General features: G+C 73.1%; 13 protein-coding genes. 5 read left to right on the forward strand and 8 right to left on the reverse strand.

Annotated elements, in window-relative coordinates; genetic code table 11:
- Positions 1–68: 68 nt before the first annotated feature.
- Complete coding sequence (locus ACRAKJ_RS30535) at positions 69–689, reverse strand: DUF4360 domain-containing protein (protein WP_438926003.1); 621 nt, start codon at positions 687–689, stop codon at positions 69–71.
- Positions 690–1058: 369 nt separating this feature from the next.
- On the reverse strand, positions 1059–1577 hold the full coding sequence (locus ACRAKJ_RS30540) for a MarR family transcriptional regulator (RefSeq protein ID WP_438925991.1): 519 nt from the start codon (positions 1575–1577) through the stop codon (positions 1059–1061).
- Between the two features lie 59 nt (positions 1578–1636).
- On the opposite strand from ACRAKJ_RS30540, the gene ACRAKJ_RS30545 reads away from it, so the two are divergent.
- On the forward strand, positions 1637–3148 hold the full coding sequence (locus tag ACRAKJ_RS30545) for a diguanylate cyclase domain-containing protein (RefSeq protein WP_438925992.1): 1512 nt from the start codon (positions 1637–1639) through the stop codon (positions 3146–3148).
- Positions 3149–3256: 108 nt separating this feature from the next.
- On the opposite strand, the gene ACRAKJ_RS30550 is transcribed toward ACRAKJ_RS30545, so the two are convergent.
- Positions 3257–4039 (reverse strand): GDSL-type esterase/lipase family protein, encoded by a 783-nt coding sequence (locus ACRAKJ_RS30550; protein ID WP_438925993.1) that lies wholly within the window; start codon positions 4037–4039, stop codon positions 3257–3259.
- A 138-nt stretch (positions 4040–4177) separates the two neighbouring features.
- On the opposite strand from ACRAKJ_RS30550, the gene ACRAKJ_RS30555 reads away from it, so the two are divergent.
- Positions 4178–4732 (forward strand): TetR family transcriptional regulator, encoded by a 555-nt coding sequence (locus tag ACRAKJ_RS30555; RefSeq protein ID WP_438925994.1) that lies wholly within the window; start codon positions 4178–4180, stop codon positions 4730–4732.
- A gap of 40 nt (positions 4733–4772) precedes the next feature.
- Here the strand turns inward: ACRAKJ_RS30555 and ACRAKJ_RS30560 are convergent, their stop codons facing one another.
- The 5 genes from ACRAKJ_RS30560 to ACRAKJ_RS30580 form a co-directional block, all read right to left on the reverse strand.
- Positions 4773–5360 carry a GrpB family protein gene (locus ACRAKJ_RS30560; RefSeq protein ID WP_438925995.1) on the reverse strand — a complete coding sequence of 196 codons (588 nt, stop codon included), beginning with the start codon at positions 5358–5360 and terminating at the stop codon, positions 4773–4775.
- 24 nt (positions 5361–5384) lie between these two features.
- Positions 5385–6161: a cyclase family protein gene (locus tag ACRAKJ_RS30565; RefSeq protein WP_438925996.1), complete on the reverse strand. Its 777-nt coding sequence runs from the start codon at positions 6159–6161 to the stop codon at positions 5385–5387.
- Positions 6162–6247: 86 nt separating this feature from the next.
- On the reverse strand, positions 6248–7348 hold the full coding sequence (locus ACRAKJ_RS30570; RefSeq protein WP_438925997.1) for a zinc-binding dehydrogenase: 1101 nt from the start codon (positions 7346–7348) through the stop codon (positions 6248–6250).
- Positions 7345–7761: a thioesterase family protein gene (locus ACRAKJ_RS30575; protein WP_438925998.1), complete on the reverse strand. Its 417-nt coding sequence runs from the start codon at positions 7759–7761 to the stop codon at positions 7345–7347. Before ACRAKJ_RS30575 ends, ACRAKJ_RS30570 begins: the two co-directional genes overlap by 4 nt.
- 14 nt (positions 7762–7775) lie before the next feature.
- On the reverse strand, positions 7776–10241 hold the full coding sequence (locus ACRAKJ_RS30580; protein WP_438925999.1) for a LuxR C-terminal-related transcriptional regulator: 2466 nt from the start codon (positions 10239–10241) through the stop codon (positions 7776–7778).
- 169 nt (positions 10242–10410) lie between these two features.
- Here ACRAKJ_RS30580 and bdeA point away from each other — a divergent pair, with 169 nt between their 5' ends.
- The 3 genes from bdeA to ACRAKJ_RS30595 all read left to right on the forward strand — a co-directional run bounded on the left by bdeA (position 10411) and on the right by ACRAKJ_RS30595 (position 14658).
- Complete coding sequence (gene bdeA / locus ACRAKJ_RS30585) at positions 10411–11274, forward strand: bis(hydroxyethyl) terephthalate hydrolase (RefSeq protein WP_438926000.1); 864 nt, start codon at positions 10411–10413, stop codon at positions 11272–11274.
- A gap of 490 nt (positions 11275–11764) precedes the next feature.
- The gene (locus ACRAKJ_RS30590) at positions 11765–13204 is read left to right on the forward strand and encodes a family 2B encapsulin nanocompartment shell protein (protein ID WP_438926001.1); all 1440 of its coding nucleotides are present in this window, start codon (positions 11765–11767) and stop codon (positions 13202–13204) included.
- Between the two features lie 44 nt (positions 13205–13248).
- Positions 13249–14658, forward strand: a complete 1410-nt coding sequence (locus ACRAKJ_RS30595) for a family 2B encapsulin nanocompartment shell protein (protein WP_447008759.1) — start codon at positions 13249–13251, stop codon at positions 14656–14658.
- The last annotated feature ends 18 nt before the right edge of the window (positions 14659–14676 follow it).

A 14676-nucleotide genomic window follows, 5' to 3' on the forward strand; every position in this document is an offset into this window, starting at 1 on the left:
GGTCCGGTACGTGTGAACAACGGCGGTGTCAACTGACGCGAAGCGGTGCGGCGTTCAGGGTGAACGGCTCAGCAGCGCTTCCAGGAGAAGTGGTACTCGGTGCTGACGCTGCTGTCGGTGGAATCCATCACCATGAAACTGACACCGCTCGAAGAACCGGCTTGCACGCGCAGTTCGGTGTTCACGTTGAACAGTCGCCGCTCGCCGCACGGGGCGTAGACGATGGCATCCCACTCGGTGGTGTCGGTGGCCTGCCAGTTGTCGCTGTACGGCCCGGCGAACGCGTGGCTCCGGCGCGAGGTGGGCGAGGTGCCGGTGAAGTAGTAGTTGCCCTGCTCCAGGCCGCTGGCACCGTGCTTGAGGTGCGCGAACCCGCGGTAGTCGGCCTGGGCGACGCCGAACGTGAAGCCCTGCGGGTAGGTGACCTCCAGCACGAGCTGGCAGTTCTTGCGGAAGTCGGTGGGCTGCGAGCCGCCGCCGGCCTCGGCCAGGAACTGGCTGTAGGTGACGGTGAAGGCGGTGCGGTCGGCGGAGGCGGCGACCGCGGCGGTGCCGGGTGGGCACCCGGAGCCGTTGACGGTCACCACCTCGATCCCGACGTAATCGGGGGGCGGACTCGACGTGTCCATTTCTCCGGCCGGCGTGAGTGCGGACAGCGCGAGCGCCACCGCGGCCATTGCGGTCAACATGGGGGGCCTTTCTGCCGCGAGGTCGTGCACGCGGCGGGAAGCGGTGATGACGGGGGTGTGGTGACGGCGAACATTGCGGCGGTGGCGGTTACAGGAATGTAGCGCAGAGGTGACGCGGCGCTGTTCCACCGTTCGAGTACACCGGACCTCGGCATCGGTGCGCAATTTTTCGCAATTCAACGGACGGGGGCGACGAATGCCCGTGTCGGCTGAGCCGGGCAGCGCACCGTCATGCACGAATCAATTGAAAATACCACTAATTCCACTTCGGAGGACGGCCGGGTGGAAATGGGGCGCGCGGCCCCGCCCCGCGTCGACGGGCGCGGCGCGAGGCGGGGCGGGGCGGGGAGAGGGCGGCGGGAAGGGCGGTCAGCCCGGCCTGGAGGCCACCACGCGGCGGATCAGCTCCACCATCTGCGCGCACTCCGCCGGGTCCAGCGCCTCGAACCAGCGGGCCTCGCGGGCGTTCTGCACCGGGAACGTGGACGACACCGCGTCCCGCCCCTGGTCGGTCAGGGCCACGAACACCACGCGCCGGTCCTGGCCGTCCCTGGTCCGCTCGACCAGGCCGGCCCGCTCCAGCGTGTTGATCAGGTTCGACATGGCCGACCGGGTGGTCCCGGACAGCTCGGCCAGCCGGGCGGGCTGGGTGGGGCCGAGTATCCAGAGCTTGAACATCAGCCGGAAGCCCGGCATGGTCCAGCCCTGCTCGCGGTGCACGAGGGCCTCGTAGTCGGTGATCATCATGTACGCCAGGTGGAGCACGTTGTAGGAGAGGCCGAACGCGTCGGCGTCACCGCCGGACTCGGCGATCCGGTGCCGCGCGAAGCGCTCGTAGTCCTGCTCCGTCACCACGTCCTCGGCCACGGGGACCTGCTGCTCTGCCACACGCCGATCCTTCCAGGACGGCCGGGCCGGCGGAGCGGGAATGCGGCACACTGGGGCGCGTGCTGGCGACGAGGCGGTTCGGCGTCACGGCGGCCGTGGTCCTGGTGCTCGCCGCCGTCGCGTCCGCCGCTGCGAGCGTGGACCTCGTGCGCGGGGACGCCGAGGTGGCGCTGGACGACCTGTCCCAGCTCGCGGCGGGCCTGTTCGCGACCGGTTGCTGCTGGTGGACGGCTCGGCGCACGTCCGGTCCGGACCGGAGCTGGCGGGTCGCGACGGGGTTGGGCGCGTTCTCCTGGTCGGTGGGCATGGCGCTGTGGACGTGGTTCCAGCTCGTGGAGCAGCGGGCCGTGCCGTCGCCGTCGGTGGCGGACGCCGGGTACCTGGGGATCGTGCCGTGCGCGTTCGCCGCGCTGCTGGTGATCGGCGGTTTCCGCCGTTCGGGGACGCCGGACGCGCTGCTGGACCGGCGCTCGCGGTCGGCGCGGCTGGTGCTGCTGCTCGACGGGCTGATCGTGGTGGGGTCGCTGTTCGTGCTGGCCTGGGCGATCGCGCTGGGCAGGCTGGTGGAGGCGGGCAACCCGACGGCGCCCGCGTTCCTGGTGGCGATCGCCTACCCGATCACGGACCTGGTGCTGCTGGTGATCGTGGTGGTGCTGAGCGCGGACCGGAAGGTGGTGCTGCGCCCGCAGCTGCGACTGCTGGGCCTGGGGTTGACCGGGCTGGCGGTGTCGGACCTGGCGTTCGCGTACCTGGTGAGCGTGCGGGCGCCGGAGGTGCCGCCGCTGGCGAACGCGGGGTTCGTGGTGGGGCCGGTGCTGATCGGCCTGGCCGCGCTGGCGCCGGTGCCGGCGGCGGTGGGCGGGCCGGTCCGGACGCGGCGGTCGTGGCAGTGGGCGTACCTGCTGATGCCGTACGTGCCGCTGCTGGTGTGCACGGTGCTGGTGCTGCGCAGCACGGTGCGGGGTGAGCTGGGGACGTTGGACGCGGTGGAGATCGCGTGCGGGTTCACGGTGTTCGTGGCGGTGATCCTGCGGCAGCTGGTGACGCTGGTGGACAACACGGAGCTGGTGCTGCTGCTGCGGGAGTCGGAGCACACGCTGTCGCACCAGGCGCACCACGACCCGTTGACGGGGTTGGCGAACCGGGCGCTGTTCGAGCGCAGGTTGGACGAGGCGATGGCGGCGCACCAGCGCGAGGGCTCGCCGTTCGGGTTGTTGTTCGTGGACCTGGACGACTTCAAGTCGGTCAACGACGTGTCGGGTCACGCGCACGGCGACGCGCTGCTGGAGCGGGTGGCGCGGCGGTTGCGGTCGTGCGTGCGGGACACGGACGTGGTCGCCCGGTTGGGTGGTGACGAGTTCGGGGTGCTGGTGGAGGGCGTGGAGGAGCCGGAGCAGGTGGCGTTCCGCGTGCTGGACGCGCTGGGCGGGGAGATCAGCGCGTCGGTGGGGGTGGTGATCTGCGCCGAGCAGGACCCGGAGGCGACGGCGCAGTCGGTGCTGCGGTGCGCGGACAAGGCGATGTACGAGGCGAAGCGCGAGGGTGGTCACGGGCTGGTCATCCACCCGTGAGCGCGCCCGACCGCCGGGGAGCGCCGCGGAGCGCCCGACCGCCGGGGAGGGCGGCCGGGCGCGGGACGACGGGCGGTCAGCGGGTCAGCAGGTCAGCGGGTCAGCGGGTCAGCCGGTCACGGAGTTGAGCAGCGGCAGGTAGCCCTGGGCGTAGCCGGTGGCGTTGGGGTGGAAGGACTCCACGAGGCGCAGCAGGGAGAACGAGTTGACCCACGGCGACCGGCCGCAGGCGCCGTGGCCCGCGAACCGCGCGCGGGCGTCGACGTAGCGGAGGCCGGCGGCGGTGGCGCGGGCGGAGATGACCTCGTGCAGGACGTCGGCGCCGTTGTTGAGGGCGGTGCGCTTGGTGGTGCTCAGGCAGGTGCCGGCGGGTTCGACGAGGCGCGGGTAGCCGAGGACGACGACGGTGGCGCCGGGGGCGCGGGCGCGGATGGTGGCGTAGGTGCGGTCGAGCTTGGCGGGCAGCGCGGTGCGGCCCTGGGAGATGCCGGCGTCGACGGCGTTGACGCAGGCGCTGTCGCTGCCGGTGACGCAGGTGAGCATGGTGGAGGCGAAGCCGATGTCGTTGCCGCCGATGGTGATGGACACCAGGTCGGTGCCGGCGTCGAGGGAGGCGAACTGGTCGGTCATGCTGTCGGTGGTGGCACCCCCGCAGGCGGCGTACCGGAACGACGAGACCTCGTGGGTGTCGGCCCACAGCTGGGCGTAGCCGCGGGGGCTGCGGAAGCAGGTGCCGCCGGTGTAGGGCGGGGCACCGGTGCCGGAGGAGTAGGAATCGCCGAGGGCGACGTAGTCGACGGGGGCCGCGGCGGAGGCGGTGGAGGTGGTGAGCACGACCGCCAGGGCGGCGGGCAGCACCGCACACACGACCCTGAGAAGACGTTTGCGCACGTCCAGTCCTTCCTCGATGACGCCAGGCGTGAAGGCGCGTGATCACCGACGTTACGAAGGCGAACCGAGGTATCACAGACGGTGCTATTCTCATTACTTCCGGGTAACATCCACCGCTCGCCCGCCGGGATGGCCGACGTGCCCCTCCGTCAAGCGCCGCACCGCAGCGACGCCCGCCGCAACCGGGCGGCCATCCTGCGCGCGGCCTGGGACGAGGTGGCGCTGGGCAGGCCGGTGCCGTCGGTGCGGCGGCTCGCCGACGCGACCGGGTTGGGCCAGGCGACGGTGTACCGGCACTTCTCCGACCGCCGGGCGCTGCTGCTGGCGGTGACGCGGGAGCAGGTGGCGGTGCTGCGCCGGACCGCGGGGCGGGGCGCGGACGACCCGGCGGCGTTCCGGTCGCTGCTGCGCGGGGTGCTGGTCCACCAGGTGTCGGTGCGCCCGCTGGTGGACGAGCTGCGCCGGCTGCCGCGGACCGACCAGCTCGGCCAGGTCCGGGCCCTGCTCGACGCGCTGCGGGTCCCGTTCGCCCGGTCGCAGGCGGCGGGGCACCTCAAGGGCGACGTCGTGCTGGACGACCTGCCGCTCGTGTTCACGATGCTCCAGGCCGCGGTCGACGCGGCGCCGGACCCGGGCACGGCCCGGCGCGCGATCCCCGTGCTGCTCGACGGCCTGTTCCGCGCACCGCCCTGACCGCGCACCGCCCTGACCGTGCACCGTCATGACCGAGGGGCTACAGCATCCCGGCGGCGCGGAACAGGCGGTCGTAGATCTCGCGGATGACGTCCTGCTTGCGGGCGTTGTAGTCCATCACGTGGCCGCCGCCGGGCACGGCCGCGCGCTTGGCCGCCTCGTAGCGTTCGCGGTCCTCGGGGTGCGCGCGCAGCCAGTCGCGGAACATGCGCACGCGGATCGCCTCCGGGCAGTCCGGGCCGTACACGTGCAGGTTGGCGCGGGGTTCGGCCAGCCGCAGCGCGCGGTGCTCGTGGAACGACGGCTCGCGGATGACGAGGACGTAGCCGAGGCGCTCCAGCGCGGGCACGTACGCGTGCTCGTCGCGGGGGTCGGCGACGGTGAGGGAGATGTCGACGACGTCCTTGGCGGCCAGGCCGGGCACGGACGTCGAGCCGACGTGCTCGACGTCGAGGACCGCGTCGCCGAGCGCGGCGCGCACGTCGGCGACGAGGCGTTCATAGCACCGGGGCCAGCCCGGGTCGTAGGGGACGATGCGGACCTCCTCGGGCGGGGGCGGTCCCAGCACCCAGGGGTCCTCGTCGGGGTCGGGGTCGTGGTGGCGGGTGATCTCCTCGTGGGTGGGCACCCACCGGAAGCTAACAGGCCCGGCTCACCGCTTCGGCACGAACGCGTACACGCTCGCCGGCGAACCGGAGCCGCGCCGGTTGACCACGCCGCCGGCCAGCACGTGCGCGCCCTGCTCGGGCAGCTCGGCGAGGTTCGCCAGCACCTCCAGGCTGATCCGGTGCTCCCGGTAGAGCAGCTTGGACACCCGGTAGTCGGTGTCGGTCGCGGGCTCGGGGCTGAACGTGTCGGTGCCCAGCGCGCCGCGGCGGCCCAGCCGCCCGGTCCCCACCAGCCACTCCACGGCGGCCAGCGAGAAGCCCGGCTGGTGCATCCGCCCCTCGGCGTCGAGGTTGTAGAACGCGTCGGTGCCCCAGCGGTCCTCCCAGCCGGTCCACAGCACCACGGCCGCCTCGCGGGGGATGCGGCCGTGGTGCTTCTCCCAGCGCTGGAGGTCGGCGACGCTCACCTCATAGTCGGCGTCGAGCCGGGCCCGTTCCCGCACGTCGACCTTCACGGCGGGCAGGAACAGGTCCTCGGTGTCCAGCTCGTCGGCGTGCGGCTGGTCGGCGTTGAAGTGCGCGGGCGCGCCCCAGTGGGTGCCGGTGTGCTCGCCCTGCCGCACGTACTGGAGGTAGTAGCCGTCCTCCGGCACGGTGGTGACCGTGGACAGGGTGAACTCCGGGTCGCCGGGGTAGACGCTGGTCCGCTCGGGGTCGTTGACGTGGGCGAGGTTCACCAGGCGGTGGTCGCGCAGGCCGAGGCGGCCGGAGGCTTTCGCCGAGCCCCCGCCCGCGAGCACCCCGCCCACCGCTGACGCCACACCCGCGAGCATCGACCGTCTGCGCACCGCGGACCACTCCCCTGCCTAGCCGTCACCCGATCCGGGTAACCGTACCGGCCGGCCGGTCACGGGACGACGACCTGCCGGACGGCATCCCCCGACGCCAAACGGGCGAACCCGGCGTTCACGTCGTCCAGCGCGAGGGTCCCCGACAGCAGCTCGTGCACGGGCAGCTGCCCGGTGCGGTGCAGCTCGACGAACCGGGGCACGTCCCGCCGGGGCACGCACGACCCGAGGTAGCTGCCCTTGAGGGTGCGCTCCTCGGCGACCAGGCTCAGCGCGGGCAGCGTCACGGTCCGGTCGGGGTGCGGCAGGCCGACGGTGACCGTGGTGCCGCCCGGGGCGGTGGCCAGGTAGGCCTGCTCCAGCACGGCCGCCACGCCGGTGGTGTCGATGACCTTGTCGGCGCCGCCACCGGTGAGGTCGCGCACCGCGGCCACCGCGTCCGCGCCGCCCGCCACGTCGTGCGTGGCCCCGAGCTTGCGGGCCAGCGCCCGCTTGTGCTCCACCACGTCCACCGCGACGATCCGCGACGCCCCGGCCGCGCGGGCGGCGAGCAGGGCGGCGAGGCCGACCCCGCCGAGCCCGAAGACCGCGACCCGGTCGCCCGGTCGCACCGCGGCGCTGTAGAACGCCGCGCCCGCGCCGGTGAGCACGGCGCACCCGAACAGGGCGGCCACCTCGGGCGCGAGGTCGTCGGGCACGCGGGTCGCGGACTTCTCCGACACCACGGCGTACTCGGCGAACCCGGACACGCCCAGGTGGTGGTGCGGGCGGGTGCCGTCGGGCAGCCGCAGCCGCCGGGCGCCGCCGAGCAGGGTGCCCTCGCGGTTGGCCGCCGCGCCCGGTTCGCACAGCGCCTGCCGGCCGGACGCGCAGCGGCGGCACGAGCCGCAGGCGGGCACGAACGACAGCACCACCCGGTCGCCGACGGCGAAGTCGGACGCGCCCGGCCCGGTCTCCACGACCTCGCCCGCGGCCTCGTGGCCGAGGACCATCGGCAGCGGCCTGATCCGCGAGCCGTCGATCACCGACAGGTCGGAGTGGCACAGCCCGGTGGCGCCGACCTTGACCAGCACCTCGCCGGGGCCGGGCGGGTCCAGCTCCAGGTCGAGCACCTCCAGCGGTCCGCCCACGGCGGTCAGCACCGCGCCCCTGGTCCTCACGCGACCACCAGCCCCTCCATCGCGGTGCGCAGCCCGGCCGGTACGTCGATCGGTTTGCGCGTGTCCCGGTCGGTGAACACGTGCACGAAGTGCCCTTCGGCGACCACGTCGTCACGCCCCTCCGGGTAGAAGCCGACCTCCCAGCGCACGCTGGAGCGGCCGAGGTGGCCGATGCGCAGGCCCGCGTCGACCGCCTCGGGGAAGGCGATGGAGGCCCGGTAGTTGCAGCGGGACTCCACGCACAGCCCGATCGCCGGTCCGCGGTGGATGTCCAGCCCGCCGGTGGTGATCAGCCACGTGTTGATGACGGTGTCCATCCACGCGTAGTGCACGACGTTGTTGACGTGGCCGTACACGTCGTTGTCGTGCCACCGGGTCGGTATCCGCTGCCAGTGCCGGTAGTGCTCGCGCACGCAACCCCTCCTCGTCAGTCGAGCATCCTGGTCAGCTCGACCCTGGACCGCACCTCGAGCCTGGCGAAGATGTTGCGCAGGTGGTGCTCGACGGTGCGGTGGCTCAGGAACAGGCGCGCGGCGACCTCCCGGTTGGTCGCGCCCTCGGCGACCAGGCGGGCGATCTGCGCCTGCTGCGGGGTGAGCGAGGCGACCCGGTCGCCGGTGGGCGGCGCGTCGGCGGGGGCGGTGACGGCCTCGCCGGCGGCGCGCAGCTCGGCCCGGGCGCGGGCGACCCAGCGGTCGGCCTCGTAGCGCTGGAAGATCTTCACGGCGTCGCGCAGCACGTCCCGCGCGGCCCGGGGCTTGCGGCCGCGGCGCAGCCGGTGCCCGTAGAACAGCTCGGTCTTGGCCAGCTCCATGGCGGTGCCGCTGGCCCGGTGCAGCCGGATGGCCTCGCGGAAGTGCTCCTCGGCGCCGGGGTCGTCGGCCAGCATGGCGCGGCAGCGGTGCGACAGGGCCAGCCGCGCCGGGCTGTTCGTGGCGCCCACCCACTTCTCGTAGCGGCGCAGCGCGCGGTCCGCGGTGGAGCGGCGTCCGCAGCCGACGGCGGCCTCCACCACGTGCGGGGCGGCCATGACCTTGATGCCCGCGTGCACGCCGCCGGAGCCGGCCGTCATCAGGCGCAGCCGGTCGAGGGCGTCGGCCGGGCGGTCCAGGGCGAGGTCGACGCACGCCGACGCCCACGCGCCGAACGTGCCGGAGCGCCCGAGGCCGCGCTGGGCGATCTGCTCGGCGGCGGCCTCGACGCGGTGCACGGCGGTGTCGGTGTCCCCGCGCAGGGCGGCGAGCAGGGCGAGGATCGTGAGGTGGTCGACCACGGCGTTGTGCTGGCCGATCGCGGTGGCCGCGTGCACGCCCTCGAACGCCGCCGACAGCGCCACCGCGTGCTGGTCGAGCAGCAGCGCGGACAGCGCCCGGTAGACCAGCGCCCACGGCACGAGGGAGGTCAGGCCCTGCTCGTGGGCGGCGGTCACCGCGCTGGTGGCCAGCTCGTGCGCGCGGGTCGCGTCGCCGAGGGCGTAGGCGGCCTGGCCGCCCCAGATCTTGGCCTGCGGGTGCGGCACGCGTTCGGCCAGCTCCACCGCGGAGCGCAGCGCGGGCAGCGCCTCGGTGTGCCGGCCGGCGAACGTGGCGGCCATGCCGGCGAGGTGGTCGAGGGTGACGCGGGTGCGGTCGGGTTCGTCGGGGAGGCGCAGCCGGGCGGCGAACGCGGCGGTCTCGGCGTACCGGGCGTGGTCGCCCGCGATGCTGGCGGCCTCGCCGGCGAAGCCCAGCGCGGTGATGGCCAGCTCGCGGTGGGTGTGCACCAGTTGGCCCGCGGCGTGCAGCAGGCGGCGCACGGCGAGGTCGGGCAGGCCGTGGCCCAGGTCGATGCCGCCCTTGACCAGCTCGGCGCGGGCGCGCAGCTCGTCGCTGTCGGTGAGCCGGGCGGCGGTGCGCAGGGCGACGCGGGCGCGGCGGGGCGCGCCGTGCGCCCAGTGGTCGGTGGCGGCGGCGACGAGGTGGCGGGCGCGGGTGTCGGGTTCGGCCGCCAGGGTCGCCGCGCGGTCGTGGTCGCGGGCGGCGGCCGGGTAGTCGCCGCAGCGGCGGGCGCGGCCGGCGGCCCCGGCGAGCCGGTCGGCGAACGCGTCGCGGTTGCCGGGCGCGCGGGCGGCCTCGTGCCAGGTGCGGCGCGGGCCGGGCGGCAGCGCCGCGGCCAGGGCGGCGTGCGCGGCGAACCGCAGCGGCAGCGGCAGGGCGTCGCGCAGCGCGACGCGGGCCAGGGGGTCGTCGTCGAGCAGGGCGCGGGCGTCCTCGACGGCGTCCAGGTCCAGGTCGGGCATCCGGGCCAGGGTGTCGTCGTCGACCTCGTCGTCCACGACGCGCAGCGCCGCGGCGAACCGGGCCTGCGCGGGCAGGGCCCGGAAGCGGGCGGTGAACCGGGCGCGCAGCGAGCTGTCCGCGGGCAGCCCGTCGGGCGGGGGCGCGGTGCCGCCGATCTGCTCGGAGGTGAGCGCGCGGGTCAGCTCGACCAGCGCGAGCGGGTTGCCGCGGGCCAGGTCGGCGACCTCGTCGGCGAGGCCGGGCGGCAGGCCGGGGCGCAGGTCGCGCAGCACGCGCAGGCTGTCGGCGTGGTCGAGCGGGTCGAGCCGCACCCAGGGCAGGCCGCGCGGGTCGCCGCCGGTCGCGACGAGCAGGGCGACCGGTTCGTCGGCGAGGCCCGCGACCAGCTCGTCGAGCCACGCGGTGTCGTCGAGGAGGTGGGCGTCGTCCACGCACAGGAGGACCTCGCGGTCCCGGGGTCCGCGCCCGGCCGCCCGCCGGCGGGCGTCGTCGAGCATCGCCGACTTGCCCGACCCGGGCCCGCCGCACAGCACGAGGACCCCGCCCCGACCGGCTCGGGCACGGTCGAGCAACGCGTCGACGGCGACGCGCTGCCGGTGGCGTCCGCGCAGCATGCGGCCAGTCTCGCCGTCCCCCCGGCGTCGGCGGAAGGGGTCCGGGACAAATTTTCTACCAGTGTTAGTTTTCGGGTGGACCGGTGGTTGCACCGATGCGGGGTGGTCACCGAGTGGCGCAGGGTCATCGCTGTCCGCAGTTTCCCTGCCAAGCGAGGTGTACACCGACGTGCAACTCCGCACCCTGATCCCCGCGCTGATCCCCGCGCTGGCCCTGGCGTTGGTCGCCCCCTCGGCCGAGGCGGCCGAGACCGAGTACCGCCGCGGTCCGGCGCCCAGCAACTCCAGCATCGAGGCCCTCCGCGGGCCGTTCTCCACCTCCGAGACCTCCGTGTCGTCCCTGGCGGTGACCGGCTTCGGCGGCGGCACGATCTACTACCCGACCAGCACGGCCGAGGGGACGTTCGGCGCCATCGCCATCTCCCCCGGCTTCACCGGCACGCAGTCGACGATCTCCTGGCTCGGCCCGCGCATCGCCTCCCAGGGCTTCGTGGTGTTCACCATCGACACCAACACCACGCTCGACCAGCCCGACAGCCGGGCGTCGCAGCTGCTGGCGGCGCTGGACTACCTGACGCAGCGCAGCTCGGTGCGCGGTCGCATCGACGCCTCGCGGCTGGGCCTGATGGGTCACTCCATGGGCGGCGGCGGCACCCTGCGCGCCGCCGAGCAGCGGCCGGCCCTGCAGGCCGCGATCCCGCTCACCGGGTGGCACACCGACAAGTCCTGGGGCGGCGTCCGGGTGCCCACCCTGGTCGTCGGCGCCGAGAACGACACGGTGGCGCCGGTGGGGTCGCACTCCGAGCCGTTCTACACGTCGCTGCCGTCCACGCTCGACAAGGCGTACCTGGAGCTGAACGGCGCGAGCCACTTCGCGCCCAACACCTCCAACACCACCATCGCGAAGTACAGCATCGCGTGGCTCAAGCGGTTCATCGACAACGACACCCGCTACGAGCAGTTCCTGTGCCCGGCGCCGGGCCGCAGCACGCAGATCTCGGAGTACCGGGACACCTGCCCGCACAGCACCTGATCCGCCCCCGGAGGGGTACCGGTCCCGGGCGCGGGACCGGTACCCGACCCGGTTCCGCGCCCGTTCCACCGATTCGAGCACCGCGATCCCGGGAACCCGGGGTCGCGGTGCTCGTCGTATGAGCGCTTCTCGACTTCAGCGAAAAAACACTGAGACGATCTTCACCGAGAAAAATGCCCTTGATCGCCCCATCGGGGTACACGCACAAGACTGGACTTCAGACCGCACAAGTGCGAAATGACCACTGACACGGCCACCAGCAGGTCTGTCAACTCCACCACAGGGTGGAGAACGTTACGACAAACGAGTCAAACATTCCACGTCAGGGCGAATCAGTTCCCATTTGTCGGACAGATTCACCCATTATTACTTGCTGTGCGGAATACATGCACCGAACGTGCGCGAAACACCCCCTGATACCCCTCCGGGGGGTCCCCACATCAGCCGCTTCCCCTACTGCATTCGCGCTCACTACCGTCAGTCCGGCCCAATGAAGGAAATCCGATTGGCGGTGTACGTGGTGACTGTGACCGATTCGGACGCGGACCTCGAGCGACCCCGGCTGAGCCTTGGCACGGCGGCAGCGCGGAACCTCGCGACGACGACCAAGTCCGTGCCCCAGATGCAGGGGATCACCTCGCGGTGGTTGCTGAAGCTCCTGCCCTGGGTGGAGGCGAAGGGCGGCGCCTTCCGGGTCAACCGCAGGCTCAGCTACGCCATCGGCGACGGCAGGCTGACGTTCACCAACACCGGCGCGGACGTCCGGGTCGTCCCGCAGGAGCTCACCGAGCTGCCGCTGCTGCGGAAGTTCGACGACGTGGCCGCGCTCACCGCCCTCGCCGCCCGCTTCGAGCAGCACGAGTACCAGCCGGGCGACGTGCTCGTGGAGGAGGGCCGCCCGCAGGACGCGCTGTTCCTGATCGCCCACGGCAAGGTCAACCGGATCGGCCGCGGCGAGTACGGCGACCAGACCGTGCTGGGCGTGCACGCCGACGGCGACTACTTCGGCGACCAGGTCCTCGCCGGACCCCAGGGCGAGTGGGGCTTCACCGTCAAGGCCGTCACGCCGGTCATCGCGCTCACCCTGCCCTGGGACGTCTTCGAGCGGCTCAACGGCGAGGCGGGCGGGCTGCGCGCGCACATCCAGCGCGCCTTCGCCGCCGGCGCGGGAGCCCGGCAGAACGCCCACGGCGAGGCCGAGATCGACATCGCCTCGGGCCACGAGGGCGAACCCGACCTGCCCGGCACCTACGTCGACTACGAGCTGGCGCCGCGCGAGCTGGAGCTGAGCGTCGCGCAGACCGTGCTGCGGGTGCACAGCCGCGTCGCCGACCTCTACAACCACCCCATGGACCAGGTCGAGCAGCAGCTGCGGCTGACCATCGAGGCGCTGCGCGAGCGCCAGGAGTACGAGATGGTCAACAACCGCGACTTCGGCCTGCTGCACAGCGCCGACCTCAAGCAGCGCATCCACACCCGCAGCGGCCCGCCCACCCCCGACGACATGGACGAGCTCCTCGGCACCGTGTGGAAGGAGCCCACCGCGTTCCTGGCCCACCCGCGGGTCATCGCCGCGTTCGGCCGCGAGTGCAGCAAGCGCGGCATCTACCCGTCCACCGTCGACCTCAACGGCCACCACATGCCCGCCTGGCGCGGTGTGCCGATCCTGCCGTGCAGCAAGATCGAGGTCTCCAGGACCCGCACCAGCTCGATCATGCTGCTGCGCGCCGGCGAGGAGAACCAGGGCGTCATCGGCCTGCACCAGACCGGACTGCCCGACGAGTACCAGCCGGGCCTCAACGTGCGGTTCATGGGCGTCAGCGAGAAGGCGATCATCTCCTACCTCGTCAGCGCCTACTACTCGACCGCGATCCTCGTGCCGGACGCCGTGGGCGTGCTGGAGCACGTCGAGATCGGCCGCGAGGACTGAACCGCACCGCCCCTCCCTCCCCCTGACGAGATCGGACATCCGACGTGACCGTGATCGACCCCGGCCTCGTGCCCGAGGAGGCCGAGCACCAGCGGCAGAGCCTGGGCACCGCCGCCGCCCGCAACCTGGCCAGCACCACCAAGTCCACGCCGCAGATGCAGGGCATCTCGCCCCGCTGGCTGCTGCGCAAGCTGCCCTGGGTGAGCACCCAGGCGGGCACCTACCGCGTCAACCGCCGCCTCACCTACTCGCTGGGCGACGGGCGGGTGACGTTCACCAGCACCGGCGCGGACATCCGCGTCATCCCGCAGGAGCTGCGCGAGCTGCCGCTGCTGCGCGACTTCGACGACGAGGAGGTGCTGTCCGCGCTGGCCGACCGGTTCGAGCAGCGCGAGTACCAGCCCGGCGACGTCGTCGTCGAGGAGGGCCGGGCGGCCGACGAGGTCTTCCTCATCGCGCACGGCAAGGTCAACAAGATCGGGCGCGGCGAGTACGGCGACCAGAGCGTGCTCGACACGATGGCCGGCGGCGACCACTTCGGCGACGAGGTGCTCGCGGGCGCCGAGGCGGTGTGGGACTTCACCGTCAAGGCCGTCACCCCGGTGATCGCCCTGGTGCTCGCGCGGCGGCAGGTGCTCCAGCTCAACGGGCGCGGCGACGCGCTGCGCGCGCACCTCGCGGAGGTCGTGCGCCTCGGCGGCAAGCCGCAGAACAAGCACGGCGAGGCGGCCATCGAGATCGCCTCGGGCCACGACGGCGAACCGGACCTGCCGGCGACGTTCGTGGACTACGAGCTGGCGCCCCGGGAGTACGAGCTGGAGGTCGCCCAGACCGTGCTGCGCGTGCACAGCCGCGTCTCCGACCTCTACAACCACCCGATGAACCAGACCGAGCAGCAGCTGCGGCTGACCATCGAGGCCCTGCGCGAGCGGCAGGAGCACGAGATGATCAACAACCGGCGCATCGGGCTGCTGCACAACGTCGACCTCAAGCAGCGCATCCACACCCGCGGCGGGCCGCCCACCCCGGACGACCTGGACGAACTGGTGTCGCGCCGCCGCAAGACCGCGTTCATGCTGGCCCACCCGCGCACCATCGCGGCGTTCGGCCGGGAGTGCAACAAGCGCGGCCTCTACCCCGGCACGACCGACGTGGACGGCACGCGCGTGACGACGTGGCGGGGCATCCCGATCCTGCCGTCGGACAAGATCCCCATCTCCGACCGCCACACCAGCTCGATCATCGCGATGCGGGTGGGCGAGCAGGACAACGGCGTGATCGGCCTGCACCAGCCCGGCATCCCGGACGAGGTGCAGCCGAGCCTGAACGCCCGGTTCATGGGCATCAGCGAGAAGGCGATCGTCTCCTACCTGGTCAGCGCCTACTACTCGGTCGCCGTGCTGGTGCCGGACGCGCTGGGCGTGCTGGAGCACGCGGAGATCGGCCGCCCGTAGCGTGCGGGGACGCCGCCG

This window comes from Saccharothrix sp. DSM 118769 (genome assembly GCF_052936295.1).